The organism is Candidatus Paracaedibacter symbiosus (assembly GCF_000757605.1).
GTDB lineage: Bacteria > Pseudomonadota > Alphaproteobacteria > Paracaedibacterales > Paracaedibacteraceae > Paracaedibacter_A > Paracaedibacter_A symbiosus.
This window is the reverse complement of record NZ_JQAK01000001.1, coordinates 1,341,810-1,367,081: the sequence shown is the minus strand read 5'-3', so window position 1 is coordinate 1,367,081 and position 25,272 is coordinate 1,341,810. Positions and strand designations below refer to the sequence as shown.

Genomic DNA, 25,272 nt, shown 5'->3' with positions numbered 1-25,272 from the left:
AATACGATCGGACAGCGAGTTATGGGATGTTTAACGATAGTTGCGCTTCGTTTTTCGATAATTATTGCTTTATTTCTCAAAGTTTTATCCCCCGATGGATCAACCTTATGGGCGATGGAATTACATACAGCGCCATCCCCCTTTAAAAAGCGTGCTCGGATCTATCGAGGACATAGCCATTCTTCCTTGAATATTGAAAATGTTTTCGTTAAGCCGTGTATTTCTCTGGGAAGCTCATGTACTGAGAAAATTGCTGACTTGATAAAAGAATCAGACGAATTTGTTGTAGTTTTCATGTACAGGCTTGACGCCCCTAATATCATCCATGCCCTGACTGATAAATATCTTACGAATATTAAAAGAGAGGAAGGAACCAACTTTCGCGTTATCACTTTTCTTGATTACGAGCAATCTTTAGGAGATAAACCCTATCACTCATATATAAAAGAATTAGTTGATAATGTGCCAACCAGTCTTGTCAAACTTGGATCCAAATCTTTTCATCACAAAGTAACGATAAGCAAGAAAAAAGGATATCAGGCAGTAGTAACCATTGGATCTGCCAATGCTACTTATGAATCTGATAATGTTCATTCTGAAGACACCCTTTTTATACAAAGTAATGAGTTAGCAAAAAGTCTATTAGATAAATTTTATAGCTTATTTACTATGAAAGGACCTAGAGAAGAACACACCATAAAAATTTATCACATGAATAGGGTGGACAGCGGAGTAAGCAATACAGAGCAACTCACAAAACTAGATAATTTCTTTAACCCTGACGATCAGTTTCAGAATATAGAGGGATATAGCCAAGCAAACATAAGATCTTTAGCGATTTCTACTGGTTTTGCCCAGAACGTAAAGGAAAATAATAATTGTTTCGAGATATTAGAGAACATACTTGTTCAAAAAAATAATGCTTTGTTTTTATTTGAGAATTTTTTAACCTCAACAGATTTTTTTAAATTGCTCAATGAGAGCGAGACGCCTAAACTTATTGTTGTTGATAATGATAAAACCAATAGAGATGTCGAAGATACTATTAAAAATATCTCACATTCTGCCTCACTCCTTTTCACGCCTTATACAAAAGGCAAATTTCATCATAAGCTTATTATTCAATATCCTGAAGAAGGTAACCCTGTCGTTTATACGGGATCATTTCATCCATCTACAAATGCTATCAAAAATAATTCAGAACTCATCATTGGAATTGAATCTGAAGCATTGGCAAGTCAATATCTCTCTCATATTTTATACCAATCTGGCTTGGGTAATCAGAGAACAGTTTGGGGTTTTATGTATGAGAAGCTCCCTGAACTGTTTTCTCCTGAAGGAGAGATAACAAAGATCGCTCAAAAAATTAACAATCGTTTGCATCATAATATACAAGGATATCCAGAACGATTTTATTCGATTCTTGAGAAATTTCCTTTAAAGGAGACAAAAGGAAACCTCCAGAACAAAATTGAAGAAGAGGCTAACAAATTTGGTCAATTAGATAATAGGGAGAAATATAATTTACTTAGTTTTTGGGCTCAGGATATTTTTGCACTTCTCAATACTGAACCTTATCGCAACGTGTTTTTTTCGAAACAGCAGATGGTTGGACGTTTCTTAAAAGTCAATCAAATAGGGCTGAGTTCGACTCCCGAAGAATTCATAACTAAACTAGGGGTATGGATTAACGAAGCCAAAGAAAAATTAGAAAAATATATCTCCGAAGGAAATATAGATCATTTGACTGAAATTAAGGACAATTTATCAGAAATAGAATCCATATATGTTTGTCTATACTATGCTTTTAATTATGTGGATGATTTTAAGTCTTTAGCTATGTTGCACGATACGCTTGATAGGATTATAGGGGGGCTCTGATAAGACGTATTTTAATGTCACATGCGTGAAAGATTATAAAAATAAAACTTTTGACATTTTATAGATTTTTTAGGTACTTCATTGTAAGATATCATTAAAAAAATTTATAAAATGGATTTAAATTAATGCAAAAAATTAAACTTTTCTTATTTTTTTTATTCTGCATTCCCATTCCTGTCTCAGCGATGGAATTGAAAGAGCTTGAAGATCAGAAACCACCATTGGTACTCAAGGGGGAGCTCTTCGAAAAAGATATAGAATCGCTCCAAGAGCCGTCTAAAGAAATCTATCTAGTCAACGTTTATCATAAAGATAAAACTAACAAATCCTTCCTTAATAGGCGTATTATCATTTCTCCCGATGTCATTAATTTTCAATCTTTAATAATCTTATCAATCGGAGGAGGTGGCTTGACAGATGCCCATATTAAGGAGATCCACAACTTCAAATTCTTGAAAAAATTATCTCTTTCAGGAAATTGTATTACAGATGAAGGTGTATACCCAATTGTAAAGCTGACTGAATTAGAAGAACTCAATTTATCGGGAAATAAAATTTCTGATGTAGGCACTGAATGCCTTTCTTATCTGCCTCATCTCATTTTTTTAGACCTTTCTTTAAACGATGATATTACAGATACGGGTATCACACGTTTTCGAAAACACACAAAACTGAAAGAATTAATTATAGAACATACCAAAATTTCCTATGACATGTATGACAAACTGCGCGAAAAAATGAAGGTAAAATTCTTCCCTGGTCCCGGCGTCAGACCTAATCTCCGTGCCTATCAAGAATTAGAGTCTAAGATGGCTAATATGCCTAATACGGCACCATTACAAAAATTTTAAAAAGGAGTTCAAGATAAATTCTTTTGTGGTGGCCTTGGGCATTCAGGATTTACCGACGCTTAAGACCACTCGCCCTTTTTTTACGAGAAGGCCGCGCCATGTAACCAATGGGTTGCTCTCGCAAAAGAAAAAGCAGTATTTATAATGCTCCCTTTCCTACAAAATCTCAGCATCTGAGAGGATAACATCGAGATTTAAGAACTCTATTCTGACCTTTTTGTCTTTGAGATTCGCGCAGGTGACCACCAATTCTTGGCCTTGGGAAGAGGAGCCGTCTCCCTCTAAACCATCGTAAAAATAACCAAGAGGTACCCCCAAAATCTTGGATAATTCATACAGTCGGCTGGCGGGAATACGATCAATTCCTTTCTCATACTTATGAATTTGCTGGCCAGACACACTCAGCTGATGCGCCACACCATGTTGGCTTAAGTGAAGCTGCAGGCGTCGTTCTCTGAGCTTCGTCCCAATATGTTTTTCTATGCGAAACAATCTTTTTTTCAGACCTGTATAAGCGGTTTCCATGTTTGTTCTTTCCCTGATTCGTTTTTAAAGAGTGTTAGAAAATTTAGGAAAAACAAGCACTTGTCCCATGGAAGGAAAGGGTTTTGCTTCCTCAGGGGTAAGATCTTTCAGGCGCAAAGATTCTCCTTTTTTATGACTTTGCAGGTAGCGTCTCAAATAACAATCGTCCCTTTGTTCTTGCCACAGCTGTTGACGGATCCTGTCTTTGAGGTTTTCCGTTTTCACCACAAAGAGGTCATAAGCATCCAGCGTCGTTGGCAGGGTAAGCGTGACGTGCTTATCTCCCATAACCCTTTGAGAGGAAAAAGACTCAAAGAAACCATCAAAAGCGGTAAGATGCTCTGACTCGGCTTTTTCTAACACAAAACGAGCTGTGCCCAGGTCTTGGTATTCAGCTAAAAAGAACAATAAATCCACAGCTTGAAGAACAATTTCAATGCCAGCTACCTCATACAACGCACTGCTCAAGCTTTCTAATTGCTTGTTATCATTAATGGTAAAGCGTGTCACCAAAAGCTGCTCCCCTTCTTCTTGCCAATTCATAGACAAAGTAAAGTTAGTTTCCTTTTGCTCTAAAACCAGGTCCATTCCTTGCGCAGAAAAGGTACTCTTTAAGGAGTAAGAAAACACCAATCCATTGTCCTGAATTGACGTAAGATAGGCTTTTAACTCGTGAACAAGATGGTTTCCATAAGAAAGAGATATTTTCTGTTGTAGAGTGTCTGAATAAACCATAAGTATATATTTCCCTTTATTTTTTGCGTTCCCAGGATATATAAGAGAGTTTTTTTATTGCCTGTACCCCTTTAAAAGTTTTAGTCCCCATATCAAATTTGCATAGCCGATTTTCGTGGAGAAAAATTTTATGAAACTGGGGAGAAAAAATTTTAACCGATTTATTTTAGAGGAAAAACAGGGTAAAAAATAACAATAAAATTTTTTTCGTGAGAATTTAGAAAGTTTTTTATCGGCGGACGGGAGGTATGCAATTTTGGTATGAAGCCATAATAATTTAACAGATAAGCTTTGATAAAATCTTCCCTTTTCCTCCCTAGAAAGTTACCGTGTCGGTCGCAATCTCTTGAAAAAAGGAATTATCATAATCTTTTCAAGATCCTTAGGATAGCAATAGACCGCTTTGGAGTGGGCATATTCAATTAAGGGTGGAATAATAATCTACTTTTTCACCTGAAGATTTTTAAAAACAGAATTGACTTAAGGTTGAAGAAAGTTTAGCAAATTGAATGTATAGTTAACAAAAAATAAGAATAAGGAAAAATATTATGCAACAAGTAAAACTAGAAAACACCCAGGCTCATCCATGTTATTGCGTATCAGTCTGTAAAAAACAGATAAGATAAAGCACTTGTCAATTACTCTGTTTCTATTGCGTTCAGATACTCAAATAATAAATTGATTTTTACAGAGTTTTTTCTTGTGTTTGAGAAAATGTAATGTACTTGAAATTCTGGTCCGCGTTCAGTCGGTAAGACTTCAACAAGGCCAGAATTTAAAACAGATGGGTCATTAGGCGCTTCTATGATACCAAAGCCCTCAAGTGCACTGTTGATTAATCCGTGAAGGGAATCCACTTCCAAAAAAGATTCTCTCGCAGGTTCCTCTAGCTTTTTCCCCAACCTAAGAACCCAACTAGAGTTGCTACCATAGGGATTATAGATATTGCCCCCATAGGTAATTAATTGGTGATGATCTAAATCTTCTACTGTTTGCGGCACCCCAAATTGCTGAAGGTATTCTTCACTAGCAAACAAACTGATATTCGATGTAAAAAGATATTTTTGAATAAGATGGGAATTATTAAGAGATGGAGTTGCTATTGCGATATCTGCCTCCTCTATTATAATATCTTTGTTTTCTCTAAATTTAAGTTTAACTCTTATATTAGGGTAATCGTCCACAAACTTTTTTAATTTTGGAAGTAACCATGTAGCGCCAAAATAAGGTGTTGTCGTAATTATCAATTCTCCTTCCACCTCATCTATTTTCTCATGGAAAGCTTTTTCAAAACTATCCGCTTCTTGGATCATTTTCTTTGCAAAGCTATATAGACGTTCCCCTTGGGACGTTAATTCCATACCGCGGTGTGTTCGGATAAAAAGTTTGGTTTTCAGGCGATATTCAAAATAGTTGATTGCTCGACTTAAAGCCGGTTGGGTCATATGAATGCGTTGAGCGGCTTGCGTTATACTGCCTTCTTCCGCCACCATATAAAATTTTTTAAGGAGCTCTAAGTCCATAGTTTTATTCTCCTGCTTTTATCTCAGGTTAAAGCAACTTTTTTAATTTTTCGTTTATTTTTGCCAGAGAGATCAATCTCTTTCCTACTCCAGTATAAGGTCCTTACGAGGAGGAGAGCGACGCGTCAAACGTCGACATACTTAACATCCCTGCCCCTTAAGGATTATGAAAGGGGGCTGGCGATAAATACTTTCATTAAGGCCTTGGCCTTCGGGAAGTGTCGGCGCTTAAGGTTAAGTTTCACTCATGATGCGTATATATTCCTAACCCCAACTTACGTAACGCTTCTTTCAACTCTGGGCTTTCAATACCTTCAATCTGCTGTTCAATGCGCACACGATCGGCGTCACAGACCTGTTTAACTGGCTGTTGGTTTTTTCGCGGCGCTGGCATCTTTTTATGCCGAATAACCAATCGTTCGACAGCTTTATAGCCAAAATATTTATTGACCTTATCAACGATCATGGGTTCCAAATACGACAATTCCGGCGCAAAAGCACTTGAGGTTGCCACGTATAAAAGCCCATTACTTTTTTTATGGCTCGGAAATAGAATTTTTTCAGGCTGACAAATTACTGCAAACTTTTCCCCCACAATCAAATGCCAGTCCATCAACAAGGTTGCCGCGACAAATCCATACCTTTGGCAGATCGGAGTTGCGACTTTCTTTAGGATATTATTAAAGTTCTTCATTTGATTCCTTCATGGAGCTAGGTTCTCTCGCCCCTCATTCACTCAAAGATGATTTTGAGGAAGTTAGCGGCACCAGGCTTCGGGAAAATACTTGATTTGTTGCCCTGGTACTCTATACGTTAATTTAGTATAGTTTAGCGGTAAAAATCCACATTTTCGGATATCATGAGTATAATTCTTGGCATTGAAACAAGCTGTGATGAAACAGCCGCTGCTGTTGTGCGCAGCGATAAAACGATTTTATCCAATATTGTGCATTCGCAAATGCAAGAGCATCTGCCCTATGGGGGGGTTGTCCCTGAAATTGCTGCGCGCAGCCACTTGGTCTACCTTGAACCGGTGATCACCCAAGCGCTGACCCAGGCAAATGTCACCTTAGAAGAAATTGATGCGATTGCCGTCACGGCAGGACCTGGCCTGATCGGGGGTGTTATGGTTGGTGTGATGGCCGCAAAAGCCATGGCTGCCGTGCATGAAAAGCCCTTTATTGCCATCAATCATCTGGAAGGGCATGCCCTTACGGCGAGGCTCACCGATGACGTGCCTTTCCCCTTTATTTTATTGCTTATTTCCGGAGGACACTGCCAATTTATTTTAGCAAAAAACTTAGGCCACTATGAGGTCTTAGGGCAAACAATTGATGATGCAGTGGGAGAATCTTTTGATAAAATTGCTCAGTTACTAGAGCTTGATTACCCGGGTGGTCCCGAAATTGAAAAGCTGGCTCGCCAAGGCGATCCCAATCGTTTTGTTTTGCCCAAGCCCTTGAAAGGTAAACCCGGTTGCGATCTGTCCTTTTCGGGATTAAAGACGGCGGTTAGGCAGCTTATTGAAAACCAAACGCTCCAAAATCCGCAAGATCGCGCTGACATTGCCGCGAGCTTTCAACAAACCATTGCTGACACTTTAGGCAATCGCTTGCAAAATTGTCTCGACCTTCATGGGACAGGAGTGAAAGACTTGGTTATTGCAGGTGGCGTTGCCGCCAACCAATACTTGCGCCAGAAATTAGAGGCAGTCGCTACTCTCTATCAAAAAAGATTAGTTGTTCCACCGGCAAAATTATGCACAGATAATGCTGTGATGATTGCCTGGGCGGGGGCAGAAAGATTGAAGGCTGGGTATGTGTCTAAGCTTGACTTTGCCCCCCGACCTCGATGGCCGCTTACAGAGATGAATGAGCTGGAAAGTTATTAAAAATGACCCTTAAAAAAATTGCCGTCTATGGATCTGGCGCCTTTGGCACCGCGTTAGCGATTTCTTGTGTGCGTGCGGGTCAGGACGTCGCTCTTCTCACTCGGTCGCCTGTAACAGCTGCGATTCTTAATGCCGATCGACGGAATGAGCGATATCTGCCGGGAATCACTTTCCCTGAGTCTTTGAAGATTTCCCATGATCTGAAGAATCTCACCTCCAGTGATCTGATACTCTTGGCCACACCAGCGCAATCTTTGTTCACCGTCTTAGCGGATTTAAAACCATATCTTAACCCGATGACGCCGCTCATTCTTTGTGCCAAAGGAATTGACCGACAACACCAAATGTTGCTCTCAGATGTTGCCAAACAGCAGGTAAGCAATCCAATTGCCATGCTGTCCGGCCCCTCCTTTGCCATCGAGATTGCCCAGAACCAACCTACCGCCGTGATGTTGGCAGCTGAGTCTCTCGAGGACGCCATCGCGTTAAGTCAACCGTTGCGTCACGCTAATTTTCGTTGCTATGCCTCAGAGGACCTGGTTGGTGTTCAAATTGCTGGGGCTGTTAAAAACGTTATTGCCATCGCCTCTGGCATAGTCTATGGCAAAGCTTTTGGCAATAATACCAGGGCAGCCCTCCTCTCCCGCGGCCTTGCAGAAATGTGCCGTTTGGGTTTGGCAATGGGGGCAAAACAAGAAACCTTTTTGGGGCTGGCAGGTGTGGGCGATTTAATTTTGACCGGCACCTCTGAGCTCTCTCGTAACTTCTGTTTTGGTAAAATTTGGGGAGAAACATTGTCACGCGAGACCGCCATGGCAGCCATGGCTGGAAAAGTCGTCGAAGGTTCTGCCACTGCTGAGGTCTTAAAAAGTATTGCCGAGCAGCATCAGGTGCGTATGCCAATTTGTCAAAATGTATATGATTTGCTTTATACGGCAAAACCTCTGCAAGAAATCATCGACGCCCTTCTTTCACATCAATCAAATTTGGAGATTTAACATGGCTTACTGGTTGCTAAAAACTGAACCCTCCACCTGGTCTTGGGAAGATCAGACAACAAAAGGAGTAACCGCATGGGATGGCGTGCGAAATTATCAGGCTTCTAACAATATGAAAACCATGAAAGTGGGTGATCTTTGTTTCTTTTATCATTCTGTCAACGAACGTCGAATTGTTGGAATTGTAGAAGTTATCAAAGAATATTACCCTGATCATACAGATCCAACAGGGCGATTTGGCATGGTGGATGTGAAATATGTCTGTCCTTTCAAAACGCCGGTTATCCTTGAGATAATCAAAGCGGATCCACGCCTGAAGCACCTGGCAATTGTCAAGCAGTCTCGCCTTTCCGTGGTGCCCATCGATCCTCAGTCTTGGGAGATTATTTGTCAATATGGAGGGGTTTCCATCTCATGATTGACACGTTAAGGCCTTATTTTTTATTGACGCGCTTTGATAAGCCAATTGGGACGATTTTATTATTATTTCCTTGTTGGTGGGGAGTCGTCTATATCCAGAAAAGTCAATTTTCACCAACACTTCTCATCTTGCTTTTCCTAGGCGCGCTGATTATGCGCTCAGCTGGTTGTATCTTGAACGATTTATTTGACCAAAAGTTTGATAAAGAAGTCGCCCGCACCAAAACCAGGCCCTTAGCAGCAGGTACTGTAGAGCGTCGCCCCGCGATCATGCTGTTCCTTGTTTTGTGTTTAGCTGGCCTGGTCATTCTGCTTCAGTTACCTCCTCCTTGTTGGTTAATTGGACTCATTGGGCTATTGCTTTTATTGATCTATCCCGCCATGAAGCGTCTAACAAACTTGCCCCAAGTTTGTCTTGGTTTTGCGTTCAATATTGGATTTTTGGTGGGTATTGTCGCGGTGACAGGTGATTTAACGAGTCTTTACAATCTACCCGTTGCCTTGATTTATGGCGCTGCCATTTTATGGACGGTGGGCTATGATACAATTTATGCAGTCCAAGATAGAGTGGATGATATTAGGCTTGGTGTGCGTTCCACTGCTGTTCTGTTTGGGTCAAGGACGCGACAAATTACGCTGGCCATTTATGGAACATCCGCCACGTTGATGCTGGTGGCGTTCATTCTTCAGTCAATGTCACTGGCATCTTTTGCATTGATTAGTCTTGCCTATGGTTGGTTAGGATACCATCTCTGGTGGCTGGATCTAGAGGATGTGGCAGCGTGTCGCGACTTTTTTATTGCCAACCAATGGTTGGGAAGCTCTGTTTTTTTAGCTTTGATGGTATAATTAAAAAAAGAGGGAAAAATCATGACAAAACTAGTGATTTTATGGTTACGTCAGGATTTACGATTACATGATAATCCGGCGCTCATCGCTGCTATCAACAGCAACCAGCCTATCATTTTTCTTTATATTTTAGATGATACTTTAAACATAGGGGGCGCCTCGCGCTGGTGGCTACATCACAGCCTGGATGCATTGGCGCAGTCGCTTCAAAAGAAAGGAGCGACTCTTGTTTTAAGAAAAGGTGCTGCAAAAACGATTCTGCCCCAATTGGTTACCGCAACAGATGCCGATAAGGTGATGTGGAATCGCCGCTATGATTCGGCGGGTATTGCGATAGATACAGAAATCAAAACGAGTCTAGGCGCAGCAGGTGTCAGGTGTGAGTCTTTCAACAGTCACCTCTTGTTTGAGCCTTGGACGATTAAAAATAAACAAGGCAAACCCTATCAAGTCTTTACTCGTTTTTGGAACCACTGTTTAGAACAACCCACCCCCCCTATTCCTCTGGCTGCACCGGATCAACTCACCAGCGTTGAGATAGCTTCTGACCCTCTAGAAAGCTGGAATTTGCTCCCCACTAAGCCAGATTGGTCTGGGGGACTAAAGGACACTTGGCAGCCTGGTGAAGCCGCTGCTCTTGCGCGCCTGGAGAATTTCTTAGATGAGTTAGTGGCAGACTATAAGGAGGACCGCAATCGGCCGGATTTGACAGCCACCTCGCGTCTGTCACCCTCTCTTGCCTGGGGGGAGATCAGTCCGCGAGTCATCTATTATGAAACACGACGGATGATGCACAACAATTCAATAACTGCGCGAGGAGGCCAGGCGCTGCTGTCAGAGATAGGTTGGCGGGAGTTTTCTTATCATCTCCTCTTTCATTTCCCCGATTTACCCACGGCCCCCCTTAAGTCACAGTTTAAGAACTTTCCATGGGCAAAGGATGAGAATTTGTTCCATCTCTGGACAAAAGGATTAACTGGCTATCCTATCGTTGATGCGGGGATGCGTGAATTGTGGCACACGGGCTGGATGCACAACCGTGTCCGAATGATTGTAGCCTCGTTTTTAGTCAAAGATTTACTCCTTTCCTGGCAACAGGGGGCGGCCTGGTTTTGGGATACTTTGGTTGATGCGGATATCGCCAACAATAGTGCCAGTTGGCAGTGGGTTTCAGGATGTGGTGCTGACGCAGCACCTTATTTCCGGATTTTTAATCCTATTTTACAGGGAGAAAAATTTGATCCCAATGGTGAGTATGTCCGCAAATGGATCCCAGAACTCAAAGACCTGCCCAACGAGCTAATCCATAAGCCCTGGCAAGCTTCTACAGCCCGTTTGAGTGTGGCGAATGTCCAGTTAGGGATAACTTATCCAAAACCCATCATTGATCATGATAAAGCACGTCATCGCGCCCTCGCCATTTTTCACGGATTGCCAAAAGGGTAAGAATAAAGATGGTTTTAACTTTGATAAGCAACTATCTAGCCATTATAATTCACTTAATCGATTTTGGCCGTGAAATTCTTGAAAAAAAGTATGAGTCAGAGGGAATTGAATTCTGTCGCTAGATTTTTTATTAACTTCTGCGATGAGTTTTTTTATAAGTTTAATAAGAAGTTAAGAAAAATTTAAAATGGAAAGAAATATTTTCAGAAGAAGATTAAGGCAAGGAATAAGACGTAAAAAAAGGGACTTAAAAGCCCCTTTCTTATTGCTCTTCAGCTTTGGATCCAAAGTTAGAAAAGCGCTTGTTAAATTTGCTGATTTGACCAGCTGTGTCAAGCAAACGGTGGGTTGCACCGGTCCATGCTGGATGAGATTTTGGATCAACATCCAGTTGCAATGTGTCACCTGGTTTACCCCATGTGGAGCGCGTTTGAAACTTTGTACCGTCCGTCATAGTGACAGTAATTTCATGATACTGGGGATGAATGTCTTTCTTCATGGTCAATACTTTCAAAAAAATCTTGCTTAGATCTATAGCCTATAGCAGCTAATTATGCAATAATTTTTATAGATCTGACTGATTTTATTAAGGTTTTGAATTGCAAGTGACAAATTCATCATTGCCAGACGTGGATATCGTGAAAAACCAAGAAATTATACATCTTGTTTTGTCCGGACGATGGGTGACGCGCAATCTTAGCAAGGTCGAATCCAAACTGGCATTAGAGTCCCTTCATTTAGACTCTTACCAAAAAATTCATATGGAATTTAGTAAAAATTTTAAAGCAGATACGGCAGGTTGCTGGCTTATTGCCAAATTCCTCCGGGCGCTTAAAAACCACAACATCGTTTATACTACTGAAAACCACCCCGGCTACATAGACGACCTGATTGATAAAGACTTAACCATAAAAACAGAACCTGCGCCTCCGGGCTGGATGCAGTTTTTAGAAAAATTGGGCAAACAAACCCTTGAGATGGGAAAAAATGGGCGGCAGCTTACCGAATTTTTAGGCGAGGTTTTGGTCACCCTCTATCGCAGTTTTCACCATATCAAGTGTTTGCGCTGGATCTCCATCACACATCACCTTCAAGTGGTTGGATTTCAGGCATTACCCATTATCGGTCTGATTTCCTTTTTAATTGGCGCTGTGTTGGCCTATCAGGGAATTATTCAGCTGGATAAATTTGGCGCCTCTATTTACAGCATCGATTTTTTAGGGATTGCATTGCTGCGTGAAATTTCAGTCCTATTAACATCTATTGTCGTTGCTGGACGGTCTGGTAGTTCTTTTACTGCTGAAATTGGCACCATGTCATTGAATCAAGAAATTGATGCCATCCGCGTCTTGGGACTAAATCCGATCATTGTATTGGTCGTTCCCCGCGTATTAGCGTTACTATTAGCGCTCCCCATTTTGGTGATGTTTTCTATGCTCACCGGCTGTTTGGGAGGCATGATCTTAACTTCTCTATTAATTGATGTGGGGGCTTTGCAATTTTGGCACGCACTGCAAAAGGCAGTCTCTGTTTCAACCTTTTGGGTCGGGATGAGTAAAGCCCCTTTATTTGCGATCATCATTGGAATTGTTGGTTGTTTCCGCGGATTTCAAGTTAAGGGCAGCGCTGAAAGCATTGGCTTAATGACCACAAGATCAGTCGTTGAGGCAATTTTCCTTGTCATTATTTGTGATGGTCTGATGTCCATTGTTTATACAAGGATGGGGATTTAAAAGATGGATAAACCGATTATCCAAGTCAAAAATCTCTCCACCAAATTTGGCAACCAAGTGGTACACAACAATTTAAATTTGGAGGTGATGCCCCAAGAGGTTTTAGGTATTGTTGGCGGCTCTGGGTCGGGTAAATCCGTCTTACTTCAGTACATGATAGGTCTTAACAAACCGCAAGCAGGCAAAATTATCTACAATACCGATCCCCCTTATCCCTCTACCCAAATTGGCGTCTTATTTCAGTATGGGGCGTTGATCTCATCCCTTACGGTATTAGAAAATATCATGGCACCTCTTAAAGAGGTGGCAAAATTATCGCCAAACTTGATGCAAGAGCTCGCTCTCTTAAAGCTTGAAATGGTGGGATTATCTTTGGAAACAGCAACCAAATATCCAGCGGAACTTTCTGGCGGCATGATCAAACGCGTTGCGTTGGCGCGTGCTTTAGCATTGGATCCGGAAATTTTGTTTCTGGATGAGCCTACCTCGGGACTTGATCCCATTAGTGCGGCCTCATTTGATCAATTAATTAAACGTTTACAGCAACAATTAACGATGACAGTGGTAATGGTAACGCACGACTTAGATAGCCTTGTGCAAATATGTAACCGCGTTGCCGTATTGGTTGATCACAAGATTATCCTAGGAACTGTCGCAGAAGTAGCAGCTGTGGATCATCCGTGGATAAAAGAGTATTTCCATGGTACCCGTGGGGAGAGATATTTTCAGGGTTCAGTGAAGGAAATTTAATGAGGATGATTTTGAGATGTTTTTAACCGGAAATGAACTTCTTTCAACTTTCTTTCATCGAACGTAGAGTTAGGTAAGGTAGAACAATGGAAACACGTGCAAATTATGTTTTAGTTGGTGGGTTTGTCTTGGCGGGATTCTTGGCCATTATTATTTTCCTTGTATGGCTTAGCAAAACAAATTTGGGCGAGCCTTACCAGATTTATGATATTTATTTTAGAGGGAGTGTCACGGGGCTAAAAAATGGAGCCACGGTCCAATATCGAGGTGTGCCCATTGGCGTGGTCAAAGATATTAGTATTAAACCTGACAATTTAGAAATTATTCGCGTACGCGTTGCAGTTGATCAAAAAGTAAGCTTACGTGAAGACGTCACGGCATCCCTTGAAACTCAAGGGCTTACCGGTATTGCGTTTATTCAGATAAAAGGCGGCACCAATGATAGTCCAGTGTTACGAGCCAAGCCCGACCAAAAGTACCCAGTCATTCCTGCTAAAACATCCCTGTTCGAGGAGGTGGCAGGGTCTGTCCCTGAAATCTTAGGACATATGACCCAATTAATTCGCCAGATGCAGGATTTCCTCTCAGAGGAAAACCGCGACTCTTTTAGAAAAACCATCCAAAATGTTGAGGATATTACCAATTATCTTTCACCAAAAGGGAAAAAAGAAAATGTGTTGAGTGACATCAAAAAATCAGCCAATTCTATTGAAGCGACCATGAAAGAATTTAGAGAAATGGTTAAAGAGAATCGAAGGGAGATTAAAGATTTTTCGACCCATGGATTGGATTCTTTCGCCAAATTTTTGAATGAAGGGCGCGAAGCGATGTCGACAATCAAGCGCATTGGAGACTCCCTTGAGCGCAGCCCTTCCCGCTTTCTCTATAATGATACAAAACAAGGAGTTCGCGCCCAATGAAAAGATCATTGATGACCATAATCCCGGCTTCTTCAGCTATTTTAGCTATATTGCTAAGTGGTTGTTCAATTATTCCTAATCCGGGGGAATCCCCCAAAAGATTCACCCTTGAGGCAGTGGCTGGAACATCTGAAAAAAACTTTTCAAAACAGAAGATTATGGTGGATATGCCGGTGATTTATCCGCCTATAGATAGTCAACGAGTCGGTGTTGTGCCAGCCGCCAATCAGATTGACTATTATGCGGATTGTGAGTGGGGTGATAGGCTTGGTGTATTGATCCAAGACTCCCTTACTTATTCTTTGCAAAACAATAGAATTTTTACTGTTGTTAGCCGCACCAATGAAGGGGTAGTGTCGGATTTATTGCTAAAAACCAATGTCCGTAAATTCTTTGTTGTGCAACATCCCCAACCCACAGCAACTGTGCAGTATTACGTTCAACTGATCCAGTTAAGTGATCGCCAAGTACTGGCGCAAACTACCCTTGAAACATCTATTCCCTTACACGAAGAAAAACTGGAAGAGATCAGCTCTAAGCTTAATCAAGCGAACTTAGAAACAACGACTAAAATTTTGAATTGGTTAAGAGAGGCAGTACATCGCTAGGACGTTTGGTACTTTTAAAAGAGAAGTCGATGATAAGTGTCCTTCAAAGAGAAAAGTCACCTCTCCTCTGTGGGCCATAATTCCCTCTCTTTAAGTATTTTGAGTGGCATTCAACAAGCAATGCGAAAAATCGATGGCATCTGGGTCAAGAGTTTCGTATAACAAAGATAATACTACTCTTAAGTTATGGTATGTTGATGGCTGGATCTGTTAATAAAGTAATTCTCGTTGGTAATCTTGGACGTGACCCTGAGGTCCGTTTTGGTCAAGACGGGTCAAAAATTGTAAGCTTGTCGATTGCCACAAGCGAATCTTGGAAAGACAAAAACACGGGTGAGCGTAAAGACCGCACTGAATGGCACCGCGTGGTGATCTTTAACGATCGCTTAGGTGAAATTGCGGAAAAATATTTGCGTAAAGGCTCTAAAGTTTATTTAGAAGGTCAATTACAAACGCGCAAATGGACTGACCAGCAAGGCCAAGAACGCTATACGACCGAAGTCGCGTTAGCCCGTTATCGTGGTGAGATGACCTTGCTTGATGGCAAAGGTGAAACCGGTGGTACCAACGATTTTGATACGGGCCCGCTCGGCGGTTCAAATAGTGATCCTTTTTCATCGTCGCCGTCAGGACCTAAATTTGACGACCTGAACGATGAAATTCCTTTTTGATTTAATGACCCACTCTTGAGTTAGGTGCTTTTAATGACCACATCCCTGCAGTCTTTTGATGTTAAGCCGATCGCCATCGAAGAGGAAATGAAGCGTTCATACCTCGACTATGCGATGAGCGTGATCGTTTCCCGTGCTTTGCCTGATGTTCGTGATGGCTTAAAGCCTGTGCATCGCCGTATTTTGTACGCCATGAAAGAGGCAGGAAACGAGTATAACCGAGCTTACCGTAAGTCGGCCCGTACTGTGGGTGATGTGATGGGTAAATACCATCCGCATGGTGACATGGCAATTTATGATGCCCTCGTGCGTATGGCGCAGAACTTTTCCCTTCGGTTGCCGTTGATTGATGGTCAAGGAAACTTTGGGTCTATGGACGGCGATCCACCCGCAGCCTCCCGTTATACGGAAGCGCGTTTAAGCCGGGCAGCACACGACTTATTGGAAGATATCGACCGTGAAACGGTTGATTTTCAGCCAAACTATGATGATTCCACAGAAGAACCCAAGGTTTTACCGGCAAAGTATCCCAATATTTTGGTGAATGGGGGCAGTGGGATTGCGGTGGGGATGGCAACAAACATTCCAACACACAACCTTTCTGAAGTGATTGATGCGTGCTGCGCGTTGATTGACAACCCGGCTCTTTCCACAGAAGAATTAATGCACCTAGTGCCTGGTCCTGACTTTCCAACAGGGGGGACAATTGTTGGGAGAGCTGGTATTTTAGAGGCCTATCGGAGTGGTCGTGGCTCGATTGTCATCCGTGGCAAAACGCATATCGAAACCATTCGCAACGACCGTGAAGCTATCATCATTGATGAAATTCCGTTCCAGGTGAACAAAGCGCGCTTAATTGAGCGAATTGCGGAAATCGTTAAAGAGAAAATTGTTGAAGGCATTTCAGATTTACGGGATGAATCGGATCGCGATGGTGTTCGCGTAGTGATTGAGTTAAAGCGTGATGCCAATTCCGATGTAGTCTTAAACCAGCTTTATCGTTATACATCGTTACAAACGTCCTTTGGGATCAACATGTTGGCTCTGCACCAAGGGCGTCCCGAACAATTGTCGTTGCATAGGATATTAACAGCGTTTTTGGAATTCCGTGAAGAAGTTATTTTGAGCCGGACGCGTCATGATTTGCGTAAAGCGCGGGAAAAGGCTCACCTTTTTGTCGGTCTTGCCATTGCGGTTGCTAACATTGATCCGATCATAGCCTTGATTCGTGCCGCTTCAGATCGACTCCTTGCCAAAGAACAATTGCTCTCAAAGCGTTGGGGAGCATCCACCGTTGCGCCGCTTTTGGCGATTGTTGATGAACCTGGCAACGAAATGACAGACGATGGCACCTATCAGCTGACAGAGGATCAGGCCCAGGCCATTCTTGACCTTAGATTGCATCGCTTAACAGGTTTGGAACGGGATAAAATCGCTAATGATTTGAATGAACTGGCTGAGAAAATCGCTGACCTGCTTGATATTTTAGGGTCACGGGAGCGAATGCTTGGTGAAATGCGCCAAGAATTAGTTCAGGTAAAAGAACTTTACGGTTCACCACGCCGCACTGATATTGAAGAAGGCGATTCTTCCGTGGATGTTGAAGATTTAATTCAACGCGAAGAAATGGTTATCACTGTCAGCATGGAAGGATATATTAAACGTGTGCCTCTTACCACCTACCGGGCGCAAAAGCGCGGTGGCAAAGGGCGTTCAGGTATGTCGACAAAACAAGAAGATATCGTTCAAGATGTGTTCGTCGCCAGCACTCATAGTCCGGTCTTATTCTTCACCAACTTTGGACGGGTTTACCAACTTAAAGTCTATCGTTTACCCTTGGGAAGCCCTCAATCAAAGGGTCGTCCAATGATTAACTTGCTGCCCTTATCCAGCGGTGAAGTTATTTCAACGGTTTTGGTTTTGCCCGAAGATACCTCTGAATGGGATAACATGAACGTCATGTTCTCCACCTCCTTTGGCCATGTTCGTCGCAACAAACTCAGCGATTTCTTGAACATTAAATCCAACGGTAAAATCGCGATGAAGCTGGATGAGGCGGAAAAATTGATTGCTGTTCGCGCCTGCAGCGAAACAGATGATGTCATGTTATCCACCCGTAACGGTAAATGTATTCGCTTTAACGTGGATGAAGTTCGTGTTTTCGTTGGCCGTGATTCCACGGGCGTTCGCGGAATTAAGCTTGCCCAGGGAGATGCCGTCATTTCCATGACGATTTTGGGACGTTCCATTATGACCATGGAAGAACGCGATCAGTACCTTCGTCAAGCAGCCAAACTGCGCACCGTTCTTGGTGAGGAAAGCAGCGAGATCGATGATTTGGAAGAAACAACAACTTCTTCGGACATCCAATTATCGCCAGAACGGTTTGAAGAACTTTCCACCGCGGAGCAGTTTATTTTAACCGTCACTGAAAATGGTTTTGGTAAACGCAGTTCTGCCTATCAATATCGCACAACCGGTCGTGGCGGTGTTGGCTTCGACAGTATTATTGTGAATGCGCGTAATGGCGGCGTTGTTGCTTCCTTCCCCATTCAAGAAAATGACCAGATTATGTTGGTAACTGACGGGGGCAAATTGATCCGGTGTCCAATTCATGACATTCGCATTGCCGGTAGAAGAACTCAAGGGGTAACCATCTTCCGGATTACTGATCAGGAAAAGGTCGTTGCCGTGAGTTATATTTCTGGGGATCAACTGGGTGAAGATGGTATAGGCGAAGAGGGTGTGAGCGAAGAAGGAGATGAGGCATAATACGCCTCGCAAAGAGGCGCGCGGCAACAGTAAGGTAATACTCTCTTTCAAAAAGATTGGTTAATCTTTTTCCTAAGCCCGCGATGCCGCTTCACGCCTCCCAAAGCCGAAAAAAGAGACAACATCGCAAGCTCCCAAAAGGTGTGGCAATCACTTAGCCAGTTCGTGAGGAGTTTGCCCCGGCCCAGGCTAATCCTCGCAATGAAACCTCTGCAATTTTAAAGGTAATCAGTATCGCGAATTGAGCCGAAAATTACTTTACTATTTTTAAGCTGTTCATATATTTTTTTCGCAAAACTGGTAATATCAGATCGTGGCGTTGCCATAATACTCCAATAAAATTCCCTGACATTTTCAAAAGTAAAAGCGCCAGCTCCCTTCAATTTTTCATACAAAACATAAGAAGCCTCAGCATAATTATCGTGGTACTGTATAAACCAGACTTGCGTTTTAAAATCTTCATCAGAAAGTATACATTTTAAAAAAGGTTCTTCCCTCTTATCAAGATAAATGGGATCAGTAAGTTTCATTTCAGGCGGATTATAGACTGCTGGGTCCTGCACAAACTCATAAGTAACAGTATCAAAAAAATGGATTTTTAATTCATCAACTGACGTCATTTCTTCACTGGAATGACTAGGTGCTGACAAGACAGATATACCTACAAAGAATAATACTAAAAACATATGCTACCGCTCACTATAATGACCCCATCAATATATATGTTAACCGTGTCCATTGATCTTTAAAGTGATAGGAACGGCGGCCAACGCCTTAGAAACAGGGCAGTTTTTCTTTGCAAACTCAACAATTTCCTGAAGTTTTTCTTGTCCAATATTAGCAGCGCTTACTTGAGTCTCCAGATTAATTTGAGAGATGGTAAAACCAGTCTCATCCCTTGATAGATGAACCTTAGCAGTGGTAGCAATCTCAATATTTTTAAAACCTTCCTGGGTCAAAGCTGCTGAAATTGCCATCGAAAAACAGCCGGCATGGGCTGCTGCAATCAATTCTTCAGGATTAGTAGCACTTGACTGATCCGCGGTTCTATCTTTAAAGCTGTAAGGACCTGAAAATGCACCACTGCCAAAGCTAATATGCCCGGAACCGGCCATAACATCACCTTGCCACTTTGCATTGGAATGCCTGATAATTGCCATGATAAATCTCCTATAATATGACCAATGAGGATAGTACATTAGATATAGAAAATAGGTTGAAAAACAGTTAAACTGGCTCATATTTTCATCTCAAAATTCGCTGTAATGACACCTTATATTGGCCAATTCCTCCTCAATCTAGCAGCTTTGGCTGCTTTATTGCCATTGCTGCTTCCAGCTCAAATAACAACGCTTAAAAGACTTTATAGCGTACAGATAGTGTGCTTGGTGGCAGCTTTTTTATGGTTAATCAAGGCTCATATCACATCGGATTTTTCCCTGATAAACGTATTTTCCCACTCCCATACCCAAAAGCCATTGCTTTACAAAATTGCGGGGACCTGGGGTAATCACGAAGGATCGATGCTGCTGTGGGTGATGTTGCTTGGAGTATTTGGATTAGATTCTTTAAGACGTAAGGCACTCGAGACTGAGGTCCAACAAACGCGAATTATCCTTCACAGCTGCTTAAACTTGCTGTTCATTGCTTTTATTTTGTTGGTATGCGACCCATTTGAAGCAGCCGCCATCCCTGCTGCAGAAGGACGTGATCTGAATCCTCTACTCCAGGATCCATTGCTTGCCATTCATCCTCCCTTTCTTTATGCAGGTTATGTGGGCTTTGTCGTCGTCTTTATTGACGTGATCAGTGTTATTTTTCACCAAGTACCGGCCTCTATTTGGTTACCTCAATTGCGATCCAGGGTTTTGCTTCCCTGGACCCTGTTGTCTATTGGCTTAGGTTTGGGAACTTTTTGGGCCTATTATGAGCTTGGCTGGGGAGGCTGGTGGTTTTGGGATCCGGTGGAAAACACAGCGCTAATACCATGGCTTCTCGGGCTCTTATTGCTCCATGCGTTGCTCTATGGCGCCCATCAAGAGCAAACAACTCGCCTAGTCGTCGTATTGTCGATTCTCACATTTATGTCAAGTCTGGCAGGGACGTTGCTTGTCCGATCGGGTTTATTGACTTCAGTTCACAGTTTTGCCGTTGACCCAGAGCGCGGTCTATTACTCTTGGGATTAGTCGTCTCAGTTTTGAGTGGGTCCGTAGCCCTCGTTTACAGCAAATTTCCCCCCTCATTACCTACAACTTCCGGTTTTATAAACCGCTCAGCTCTCGTTCGCACATCCATTTTATTGACATTTGCCGCTCTCTTTACCCTTGTTTTTGGAACACTTTACCCTCTCTTAAGTTCTGCCATTGGATATCCGATAACAGTTGGTGCCCCCTACTTTCAAATGACTTTTATACCAATGGTGTTGCCGGTTCTATGTTTGTTACCTTTTATTCCTTGGGTAGGCTGGGGACAGGGCAATATGACCACCACTTTGGGAAAAGCACTTCCTAGCCTGACGATCAGCGGTTTTCTTGTGATTTTGCTGTGGCACGTTGGTGAAATTAGGACGATCAAAGAAATTGGCTTTTCCTGGGTTGCCTTATGGGTGATTACCAGTACTTTATTATCCCTGCGTCTGGTGAACCTAACCTGGCGATTTATGGGAATGTCGCTGGCACATATGGGAATCGGTGTGGCGATTTTAGGGATGGTCTTATCATCCGCCACTGAGCAAGAACAAGTCAAAGCTCTCAAGATAGGCGAAAAGCTTCAAATAGCAGGAATGACCCTTAAGCTTGATGAAATAAATGCCATTGAGGGGCCAAATTATGTTGCTCAACAAGCAAAGCTCAGCCTTAGCCGCAGCGATAAAGTCATAGCAATGCTTTTGCCGGAAAAACGCTTTTATTGGACACAAGGAATCATTCATGGCGAAACAGCCATCTATTCGGGTCTCTTAAGTCATATTTATGTGGCCTTGGGAGAGCAATATGAAGGTGATATCTGGAGTTTGCGCCTCTATTCCAAGCCCCATATTAATCTCTTATGGTTGGGGATGATCTTGATTGCAGGAGCAGGCGTCATGTTGATTGCAACCCATCGAGGCGTTGTATCGTTGCTTTTGCTACTGATAATGCAAGCCTCCAGCATGGCCATGGAAGCTCATGAGCTTATCCTTGATCCCGTGGCTGAAAAGCGGGCTATGCATGTGGGCCGAATGATTTTGTGTCCCAGTTGTGCCGGGCAAAATATTAATGACTCTGTGGCCGAAGAGGCGCAAACGATGCGGAGCCAAGTGCGTCAACTGATTGGTCAAGGGCTCAGTGATCCTGAAATTTTAGATTACTTTATAGAGAGACATGGGGAGCGTATTTTATACCAACCTGCCTTTAAGCTTAGTAATGCTGCGCTATGGGGTATGCCATGGCTGATTTTTATGATTTGTGGATTGATTGCCTGGCGGCGTTATAATAATTTTCTCAACTCTCCCCCTTCCAAATAATCAACTACACGTTTATTTGGAAGTATAGTGAATTAAGACTTGCAGACAACGAGCCAGACTTTTCGTATACCTAAATTCAGGTTTTCCATTTAACCAAGCCACCTTGTTCCGAAAAAAGGTTAAGAAACTCGAGCTATCCAAAAATCTCCACCGAAGGGAAAATTCAAGATTTGAGAGCACACTTCCCGAACAAAGCTCGCTGACACACTCATATCTCTCCCGTCACAGATGAGCTTTCTCTTCTCGTAATTACATAAATCACTTAAAAATTGAAATAGATAAATTCACTAGAGATAGTAACGCCGATGTACTTTATATACACCAATAAGAAAAAAATAAATGTTAAACTAAACTCTGTAATATATTGAATTTTTCTCATTTTTCCTCAAATACTCTCTCTAGAATTTGTTGGTGAACAATCTTTCTCTTATCCGCTTGAGGATGAATAAAATCTGACATAAATTTCCCATCCCAAGGAAATAGGCGAGATATATCATAATAAGGAATCCCCAGTGAACTAAACATTTGGGTGGCTTTTTGTACGTAAGCTTCTAGAAATCCTTTAGGATAAATATGGGGGGCTTCCTTATGAGAAGGAGTTGGAGTTTCATAAACAATCAGTTTAATTCCTCTTTTGTCAAGTTCTTGTTTTAAAATTGCAAAGGCAACATAAACATCCCCAGTGGATTCCATTGATTCTAGACAATTTCTATTTAGCCAATGAAAATTAGAATCACTTCCATTAGCTTGATCTTCAACAAGAAGAGGGTTTTCATAAGTGTCTTTTAAACTATTATGTAATACCTTATTCTTATGCTCTTTAATTTCTTGAAGGCTAGAAAATTTTTCGGGTAAAATTTCTAAGCGATTAAAGTTAATTGTTTGTAGTTTGTGCACAAATTCATGCCATTGGAAAAAAATTTTATTGCTTGGGTTAATGTATAATTGAGCTAAATTAGCAATAGTGAGATTTTGCGGTCCGCATTCTTGTAAATGATTTGTTTTGTAGTCTAAGGGAAAAGGCCTTCCATGGGAATATGCCCATTTTAATCCTTGCGTAGGCCAACAAAGATCATCAATAAATATCTGACCAAAACCTAAAGGGCTAACTCCAAAAATAATAGTAGTTAAATTAGGAGTGTCCATAATAGCCAAAGCGGTTCTAAATCCATTTAGAAGAGAATTTCCCCTTATACCTAATGTTCCTGATTTATAGAGATTATTATCATGTTTAAATGTGAAAAACCCTATATTTGTTACATAAGAAGATCCAACAAAGATAATTTTTTTCTCAAATCCATCAAATATTGGTTGGCTATAAAGATTAGATCGAAAATCACCTTTAATGTAGGATATTTCTTCTGCAATTCCTTTATCCACGGGTAGAATACGATACACCCATTTATCGATAGCGTGAGTATAAAATAAGACTGACGCAGTAAATAGAGTAATATGGGCAACTACAAGATATGTAGCTAGCCTTAAGGTGAGGCCACTAGCAACAATTTTGCGGGCGTAACGTTGAATGATAACCTGCGATTTTTTCAGATTAAGATTAGCTAGATTTTTCTCTTGGAGACCAATTCTATAAGAAGCCAAAATTTCTTGTGTATTTGGTAATAACAAACAGAAAAAAATAAGAGACAAAATAATCAATATAGATTTTACTTCTATTGTCTCTATTGTCAAAAGTGAAGAAATATCAACCATAGCCTTTAACAAATAGCGGGCAGTACTGAAGGAATCTGCTCTAAAGAATACCCAAGCGACAACAACACATAAGAAAGTTATAGCCCACGCCAAAGCATCTCTTAAAAAGCTTTTTTTACTGTTTGGGATAAATTTACTCTTAATAGAGTTCCATAAGTGATTGATGCAAAGAAAGATGCCATGGAGAATTCCCCACACTATAAATGTCCATCCCGCCCCATGCCAAACCCCTCCGATTAACATAGTGAGAAAGAGATTAACATACCTTCTAAAAACGCCTTTTCGGTTTCCACCTAAGGGGATGTAAACATAATCCCTTAAAAACCTAGAAAGACTCATATGCCAACGACGCCAGAACTCTATAATATTTTTGGATTTATATGGTGAATCAAAGTTAATGGGTAGATTAATGCCAAACAGTCGAGAAATCCCCAGAGCCATGTCAGAATATCCAGAGAAATCAAAGTACAGCTGGAAAGTATACCCCAAAGCCCCCACCCAAGCTTGCCCCATGCCTATTACTTGGTGATTCTTGGCTTGCTCAAAGATTGGAGTCGCATATAGAGCAATTTCATCAGCAATAATAACTTTCTTGAAAAGACCAATTGCAAAAACTAGCAACCCTACAGCTATATTTTCTTTCGTTACCCTATGGGACATTTTTGAAATAAATTGAGGTATGATATCTTTATGGTGAAGAATCGGGCCGGCAATAAGATGGGGAAAATAGGTCACAAAAACAAGATATCGCGAGAACGAGAATTCTTTTGTTTCTCCCCTGTAAGCATCTACTAAAAAAGCAATTTGAGTAAAAGTAAAAAAAGAAATTCCCAAAGGTAATATTATTTTGCCAAAAGGGTTTTCCTGAGATAAAGCGAGGAAGAAAAAGTTAGTATACTTGTAATAAAATAGAACCAATAAATTAAGGAGCAGACTAAAAATGAGTAGATGTTTTTTTCTTGCCTTTACCTTTTCTCTACTAATCAACAACCCACAAAAGTAGTTAGTTATGAGGGAGGATGAAAGTAAAATTAAATAATATCCATCCCAAAAAGCATAAAAACAAAGAGAGGCCACCGACATAAAGACAATGGCTGGTTCTCTACCAACTTTTTTATCAAGTACAGAATACAAAAGTAAAGTTAGGGGTAAAAATAGAAAAATAAAGGAAATAGAATTAAAAAGCATTATTTATCCAAATTTTTTATACATACATTCAAAGTTTTTATACTCTTATACATATTTTATTTTTGAAATCCTAGTTTTTAAAGCTCTATTCTACAGAAACTTACGGGACTTACGGGCCTCAGAAAAACAGATTATTGATTTAATACAGTCAGGAATTGCCAGTATTGGAAATGTCAGCATGAAAAAATCATACTGAGAAAAAGATCCGGCGTGTTGAAAAAGTTTTTGATTATTTGAAGAGCAAGCTATAAGTCAAACATATAAGACCTAGATCCCCCTTTAAAATGGCGGACCCTTC

Annotated in this window: 23 protein-coding genes; 15 read left to right on the top strand and 8 right to left on the bottom strand. The window is 41.4% G+C overall.

The genetic code is table 11. The annotated features are described in order from the left end of the window. Positions 1–21 precede the first annotated feature (21 nt). The gene (locus IG80_RS0106230) at positions 22–1,881 is read left to right on the top strand and encodes a phospholipase D-like domain-containing protein (RefSeq protein ID WP_032112983.1); all 1,860 of its coding nucleotides are present in this window, start codon (positions 22–24) and stop codon (positions 1,879–1,881) included. 125 nt (positions 1,882–2,006) lie between these two features. Beyond that, complete coding sequence (locus tag IG80_RS0106225; protein WP_032112982.1) at positions 2,007–2,732, top strand: leucine-rich repeat domain-containing protein; 726 nt, start codon at positions 2,007–2,009, stop codon at positions 2,730–2,732. Positions 2,733–2,888: 156 nt separating this feature from the next. Here IG80_RS0106225 and IG80_RS13215 read toward each other — a convergent pair whose 3' ends face one another. From IG80_RS13215 to IG80_RS0106205, 4 genes are all read right to left on the bottom strand, one after another. Continuing rightward, complete coding sequence (locus IG80_RS13215; RefSeq protein WP_052046141.1) at positions 2,889–3,257, bottom strand: helix-turn-helix domain-containing protein; 369 nt, start codon at positions 3,255–3,257, stop codon at positions 2,889–2,891. 24 nt (positions 3,258–3,281) lie between these two features. Next, positions 3,282–3,992, bottom strand: a complete 711-nt coding sequence (locus IG80_RS0106215) for a hypothetical protein (protein ID WP_032112981.1) — start codon at positions 3,990–3,992, stop codon at positions 3,282–3,284. Positions 3,993–4,630: 638 nt separating this feature from the next. After that, positions 4,631–5,515, bottom strand: coding sequence for a LysR family transcriptional regulator (locus IG80_RS0106210; protein WP_032112980.1), 885 nt, complete (start codon positions 5,513–5,515; stop codon positions 4,631–4,633). A 241-nt stretch (positions 5,516–5,756) separates the two neighbouring features. Continuing rightward, a complete protein-coding gene (locus tag IG80_RS0106205) occupies positions 5,757–6,209 on the bottom strand; it encodes a DUF721 domain-containing protein (protein WP_052046140.1) in 453 nt (150 codons plus the stop codon). 165 nt (positions 6,210–6,374) lie between these two features. Here IG80_RS0106205 and tsaD point away from each other — a divergent pair, with 165 nt between their 5' ends. From tsaD to IG80_RS0106180, 5 genes are read left to right on the top strand one after another with little or no spacing between them, the layout of a single operon-like run. Continuing rightward, on the top strand, positions 6,375–7,406 hold the full coding sequence (tsaD, locus tag IG80_RS0106200) for a tRNA (adenosine(37)-N6)-threonylcarbamoyltransferase complex transferase subunit TsaD (protein WP_032112979.1): 1,032 nt from the start codon (positions 6,375–6,377) through the stop codon (positions 7,404–7,406). A 2-nt stretch (positions 7,407–7,408) separates the two neighbouring features. Beyond that, positions 7,409–8,404, top strand: coding sequence for an NAD(P)H-dependent glycerol-3-phosphate dehydrogenase (locus IG80_RS0106195; RefSeq protein ID WP_032112978.1), 996 nt, complete (start codon positions 7,409–7,411; stop codon positions 8,402–8,404). A 1-nt stretch (position 8,405) separates the two neighbouring features. Beyond that, on the top strand, positions 8,406–8,822 hold the full coding sequence (locus tag IG80_RS0106190; RefSeq protein ID WP_032112977.1) for an EVE domain-containing protein: 417 nt from the start codon (positions 8,406–8,408) through the stop codon (positions 8,820–8,822). Then, positions 8,819–9,673, top strand: a complete 855-nt coding sequence (gene ubiA, locus IG80_RS0106185) for a 4-hydroxybenzoate octaprenyltransferase (RefSeq protein WP_084756189.1) — start codon at positions 8,819–8,821, stop codon at positions 9,671–9,673. The genes IG80_RS0106190 and ubiA overlap by 4 nt, the downstream gene beginning before the upstream one ends. 21 nt (positions 9,674–9,694) lie before the next feature. Then, positions 9,695–11,119: a cryptochrome/photolyase family protein gene (locus IG80_RS0106180; RefSeq protein ID WP_032112975.1), complete on the top strand. Its 1,425-nt coding sequence runs from the start codon at positions 9,695–9,697 to the stop codon at positions 11,117–11,119. Positions 11,120–11,381: 262 nt separating this feature from the next. On the opposite strand, the gene rpmE is transcribed toward IG80_RS0106180, so the two are convergent. Further along, positions 11,382–11,618, bottom strand: coding sequence for a 50S ribosomal protein L31 (rpmE, locus tag IG80_RS0106175; protein WP_032112974.1), 237 nt, complete (start codon positions 11,616–11,618; stop codon positions 11,382–11,384). 106 nt (positions 11,619–11,724) lie between these two features. Between rpmE and IG80_RS0106170 the strand changes: the two genes are divergently transcribed. The 6 genes from IG80_RS0106170 (at position 11,725) to gyrA (ending at position 18,573) form a co-directional block, all read left to right on the top strand. Continuing rightward, complete coding sequence (locus tag IG80_RS0106170) at positions 11,725–12,852, top strand: MlaE family ABC transporter permease (RefSeq protein ID WP_156962068.1); 1,128 nt, start codon at positions 11,725–11,727, stop codon at positions 12,850–12,852. 3 nt (positions 12,853–12,855) lie between these two features. Then, complete coding sequence (locus IG80_RS0106165; protein WP_032112973.1) at positions 12,856–13,602, top strand: ABC transporter ATP-binding protein; 747 nt, start codon at positions 12,856–12,858, stop codon at positions 13,600–13,602. Between the two features lie 86 nt (positions 13,603–13,688). Beyond that, on the top strand, positions 13,689–14,522 hold the full coding sequence (locus IG80_RS0106160) for an MlaD family protein (RefSeq protein ID WP_052046137.1): 834 nt from the start codon (positions 13,689–13,691) through the stop codon (positions 14,520–14,522). Continuing rightward, complete coding sequence (locus IG80_RS0106155) at positions 14,519–15,130, top strand: ABC-type transport auxiliary lipoprotein family protein (RefSeq protein WP_032112972.1); 612 nt, start codon at positions 14,519–14,521, stop codon at positions 15,128–15,130. Before IG80_RS0106160 ends, IG80_RS0106155 begins: the two co-directional genes overlap by 4 nt. Positions 15,131–15,327: 197 nt before the next feature. Next, a complete protein-coding gene (gene ssb, locus IG80_RS0106150) occupies positions 15,328–15,801 on the top strand; it encodes a single-stranded DNA-binding protein (protein WP_032113448.1) in 474 nt (157 codons plus the stop codon). A 33-nt stretch (positions 15,802–15,834) separates the two neighbouring features. After that, positions 15,835–18,573, top strand: coding sequence for a DNA gyrase subunit A (gene gyrA, locus IG80_RS0106145; RefSeq protein WP_032112971.1), 2,739 nt, complete (start codon positions 15,835–15,837; stop codon positions 18,571–18,573). 218 nt (positions 18,574–18,791) lie between these two features. On the opposite strand, the gene IG80_RS0106140 is transcribed toward gyrA, so the two are convergent. Further along, complete coding sequence (locus IG80_RS0106140) at positions 18,792–19,259, bottom strand: hypothetical protein (RefSeq protein WP_032112970.1); 468 nt, start codon at positions 19,257–19,259, stop codon at positions 18,792–18,794. Positions 19,260–19,298: 39 nt separating this feature from the next. After that, positions 19,299–19,733 carry an OsmC family peroxiredoxin gene (locus IG80_RS0106135; protein ID WP_032112969.1) on the bottom strand — a complete coding sequence of 145 codons (435 nt, stop codon included), beginning with the start codon at positions 19,731–19,733 and terminating at the stop codon, positions 19,299–19,301. Between the two features lie 105 nt (positions 19,734–19,838). Between IG80_RS0106135 and IG80_RS0106130 the strand changes: the two genes are divergently transcribed. Beyond that, complete coding sequence (locus tag IG80_RS0106130) at positions 19,839–22,076, top strand: cytochrome c-type biogenesis CcmF C-terminal domain-containing protein (protein ID WP_052046135.1); 2,238 nt, start codon at positions 19,839–19,841, stop codon at positions 22,074–22,076. A gap of 375 nt (positions 22,077–22,451) precedes the next feature. Here the strand turns inward: IG80_RS0106130 and IG80_RS13210 are convergent, their stop codons facing one another. Further along, the gene (locus tag IG80_RS13210) at positions 22,452–24,869 is read right to left on the bottom strand and encodes an MBOAT family O-acyltransferase (protein ID WP_198027234.1); all 2,418 of its coding nucleotides are present in this window, start codon (positions 24,867–24,869) and stop codon (positions 22,452–22,454) included. Positions 24,870–24,876: 7 nt separating this feature from the next. On the opposite strand from IG80_RS13210, the gene IG80_RS15660 reads away from it, so the two are divergent. Then, positions 24,877–25,170 carry a hypothetical protein gene (locus IG80_RS15660; RefSeq protein WP_198027232.1) on the top strand — a complete coding sequence of 98 codons (294 nt, stop codon included), beginning with the start codon at positions 24,877–24,879 and terminating at the stop codon, positions 25,168–25,170. Positions 25,171–25,272: the final 102 nt, after the last annotated feature.

Coding starts and splice junctions, on each gene's coding strand:
- IG80_RS0106230 (WP_032112983.1), top strand. CDS start 22: ATGGGATGTTTAACGATAGTTGCGCTTCGTTTTTCGATAATTATTGCT.
- IG80_RS0106225 (WP_032112982.1), top strand. CDS start 2,007: ATGCAAAAAATTAAACTTTTCTTATTTTTTTTATTCTGCATTCCCATT.
- IG80_RS13215 (WP_052046141.1), bottom strand. CDS start 3,257: ATGGAAACCGCTTATACAGGTCTGAAAAAAAGATTGTTTCGCATAGAA.
- IG80_RS0106215 (WP_032112981.1), bottom strand. CDS start 3,992: ATGGTTTATTCAGACACTCTACAACAGAAAATATCTCTTTCTTATGGA.
- IG80_RS0106210 (WP_032112980.1), bottom strand. CDS start 5,515: ATGGACTTAGAGCTCCTTAAAAAATTTTATATGGTGGCGGAAGAAGGC.
- IG80_RS0106205 (WP_052046140.1), bottom strand. CDS start 6,209: ATGAAGAACTTTAATAATATCCTAAAGAAAGTCGCAACTCCGATCTGC.
- tsaD (WP_032112979.1), top strand. CDS start 6,375: ATGAGTATAATTCTTGGCATTGAAACAAGCTGTGATGAAACAGCCGCT.
- IG80_RS0106195 (WP_032112978.1), top strand. CDS start 7,409: ATGACCCTTAAAAAAATTGCCGTCTATGGATCTGGCGCCTTTGGCACC.
- IG80_RS0106190 (WP_032112977.1), top strand. CDS start 8,406: ATGGCTTACTGGTTGCTAAAAACTGAACCCTCCACCTGGTCTTGGGAA.
- ubiA (WP_084756189.1), top strand. CDS start 8,819: ATGATTGACACGTTAAGGCCTTATTTTTTATTGACGCGCTTTGATAAG.
- IG80_RS0106180 (WP_032112975.1), top strand. CDS start 9,695: ATGACAAAACTAGTGATTTTATGGTTACGTCAGGATTTACGATTACAT.
- rpmE (WP_032112974.1), bottom strand. CDS start 11,618: ATGAAGAAAGACATTCATCCCCAGTATCATGAAATTACTGTCACTATG.
- IG80_RS0106165 (WP_032112973.1), top strand. CDS start 12,856: ATGGATAAACCGATTATCCAAGTCAAAAATCTCTCCACCAAATTTGGC.
- IG80_RS0106160 (WP_052046137.1), top strand. CDS start 13,689: ATGGAAACACGTGCAAATTATGTTTTAGTTGGTGGGTTTGTCTTGGCG.
- IG80_RS0106155 (WP_032112972.1), top strand. CDS start 14,519: ATGAAAAGATCATTGATGACCATAATCCCGGCTTCTTCAGCTATTTTA.
- ssb (WP_032113448.1), top strand. CDS start 15,328: ATGGCTGGATCTGTTAATAAAGTAATTCTCGTTGGTAATCTTGGACGT.
- gyrA (WP_032112971.1), top strand. CDS start 15,835: ATGACCACATCCCTGCAGTCTTTTGATGTTAAGCCGATCGCCATCGAA.
- IG80_RS0106140 (WP_032112970.1), bottom strand. CDS start 19,259: ATGTTTTTAGTATTATTCTTTGTAGGTATATCTGTCTTGTCAGCACCT.
- IG80_RS0106135 (WP_032112969.1), bottom strand. CDS start 19,733: ATGGCAATTATCAGGCATTCCAATGCAAAGTGGCAAGGTGATGTTATG.
- IG80_RS0106130 (WP_052046135.1), top strand. CDS start 19,839: ATGACACCTTATATTGGCCAATTCCTCCTCAATCTAGCAGCTTTGGCT.
- IG80_RS13210 (WP_198027234.1), bottom strand. CDS start 24,869: ATGTCGGTGGCCTCTCTTTGTTTTTATGCTTTTTGGGATGGATATTAT.
- IG80_RS15660 (WP_198027232.1), top strand. CDS start 24,877: ATGGCTGGTTCTCTACCAACTTTTTTATCAAGTACAGAATACAAAAGT.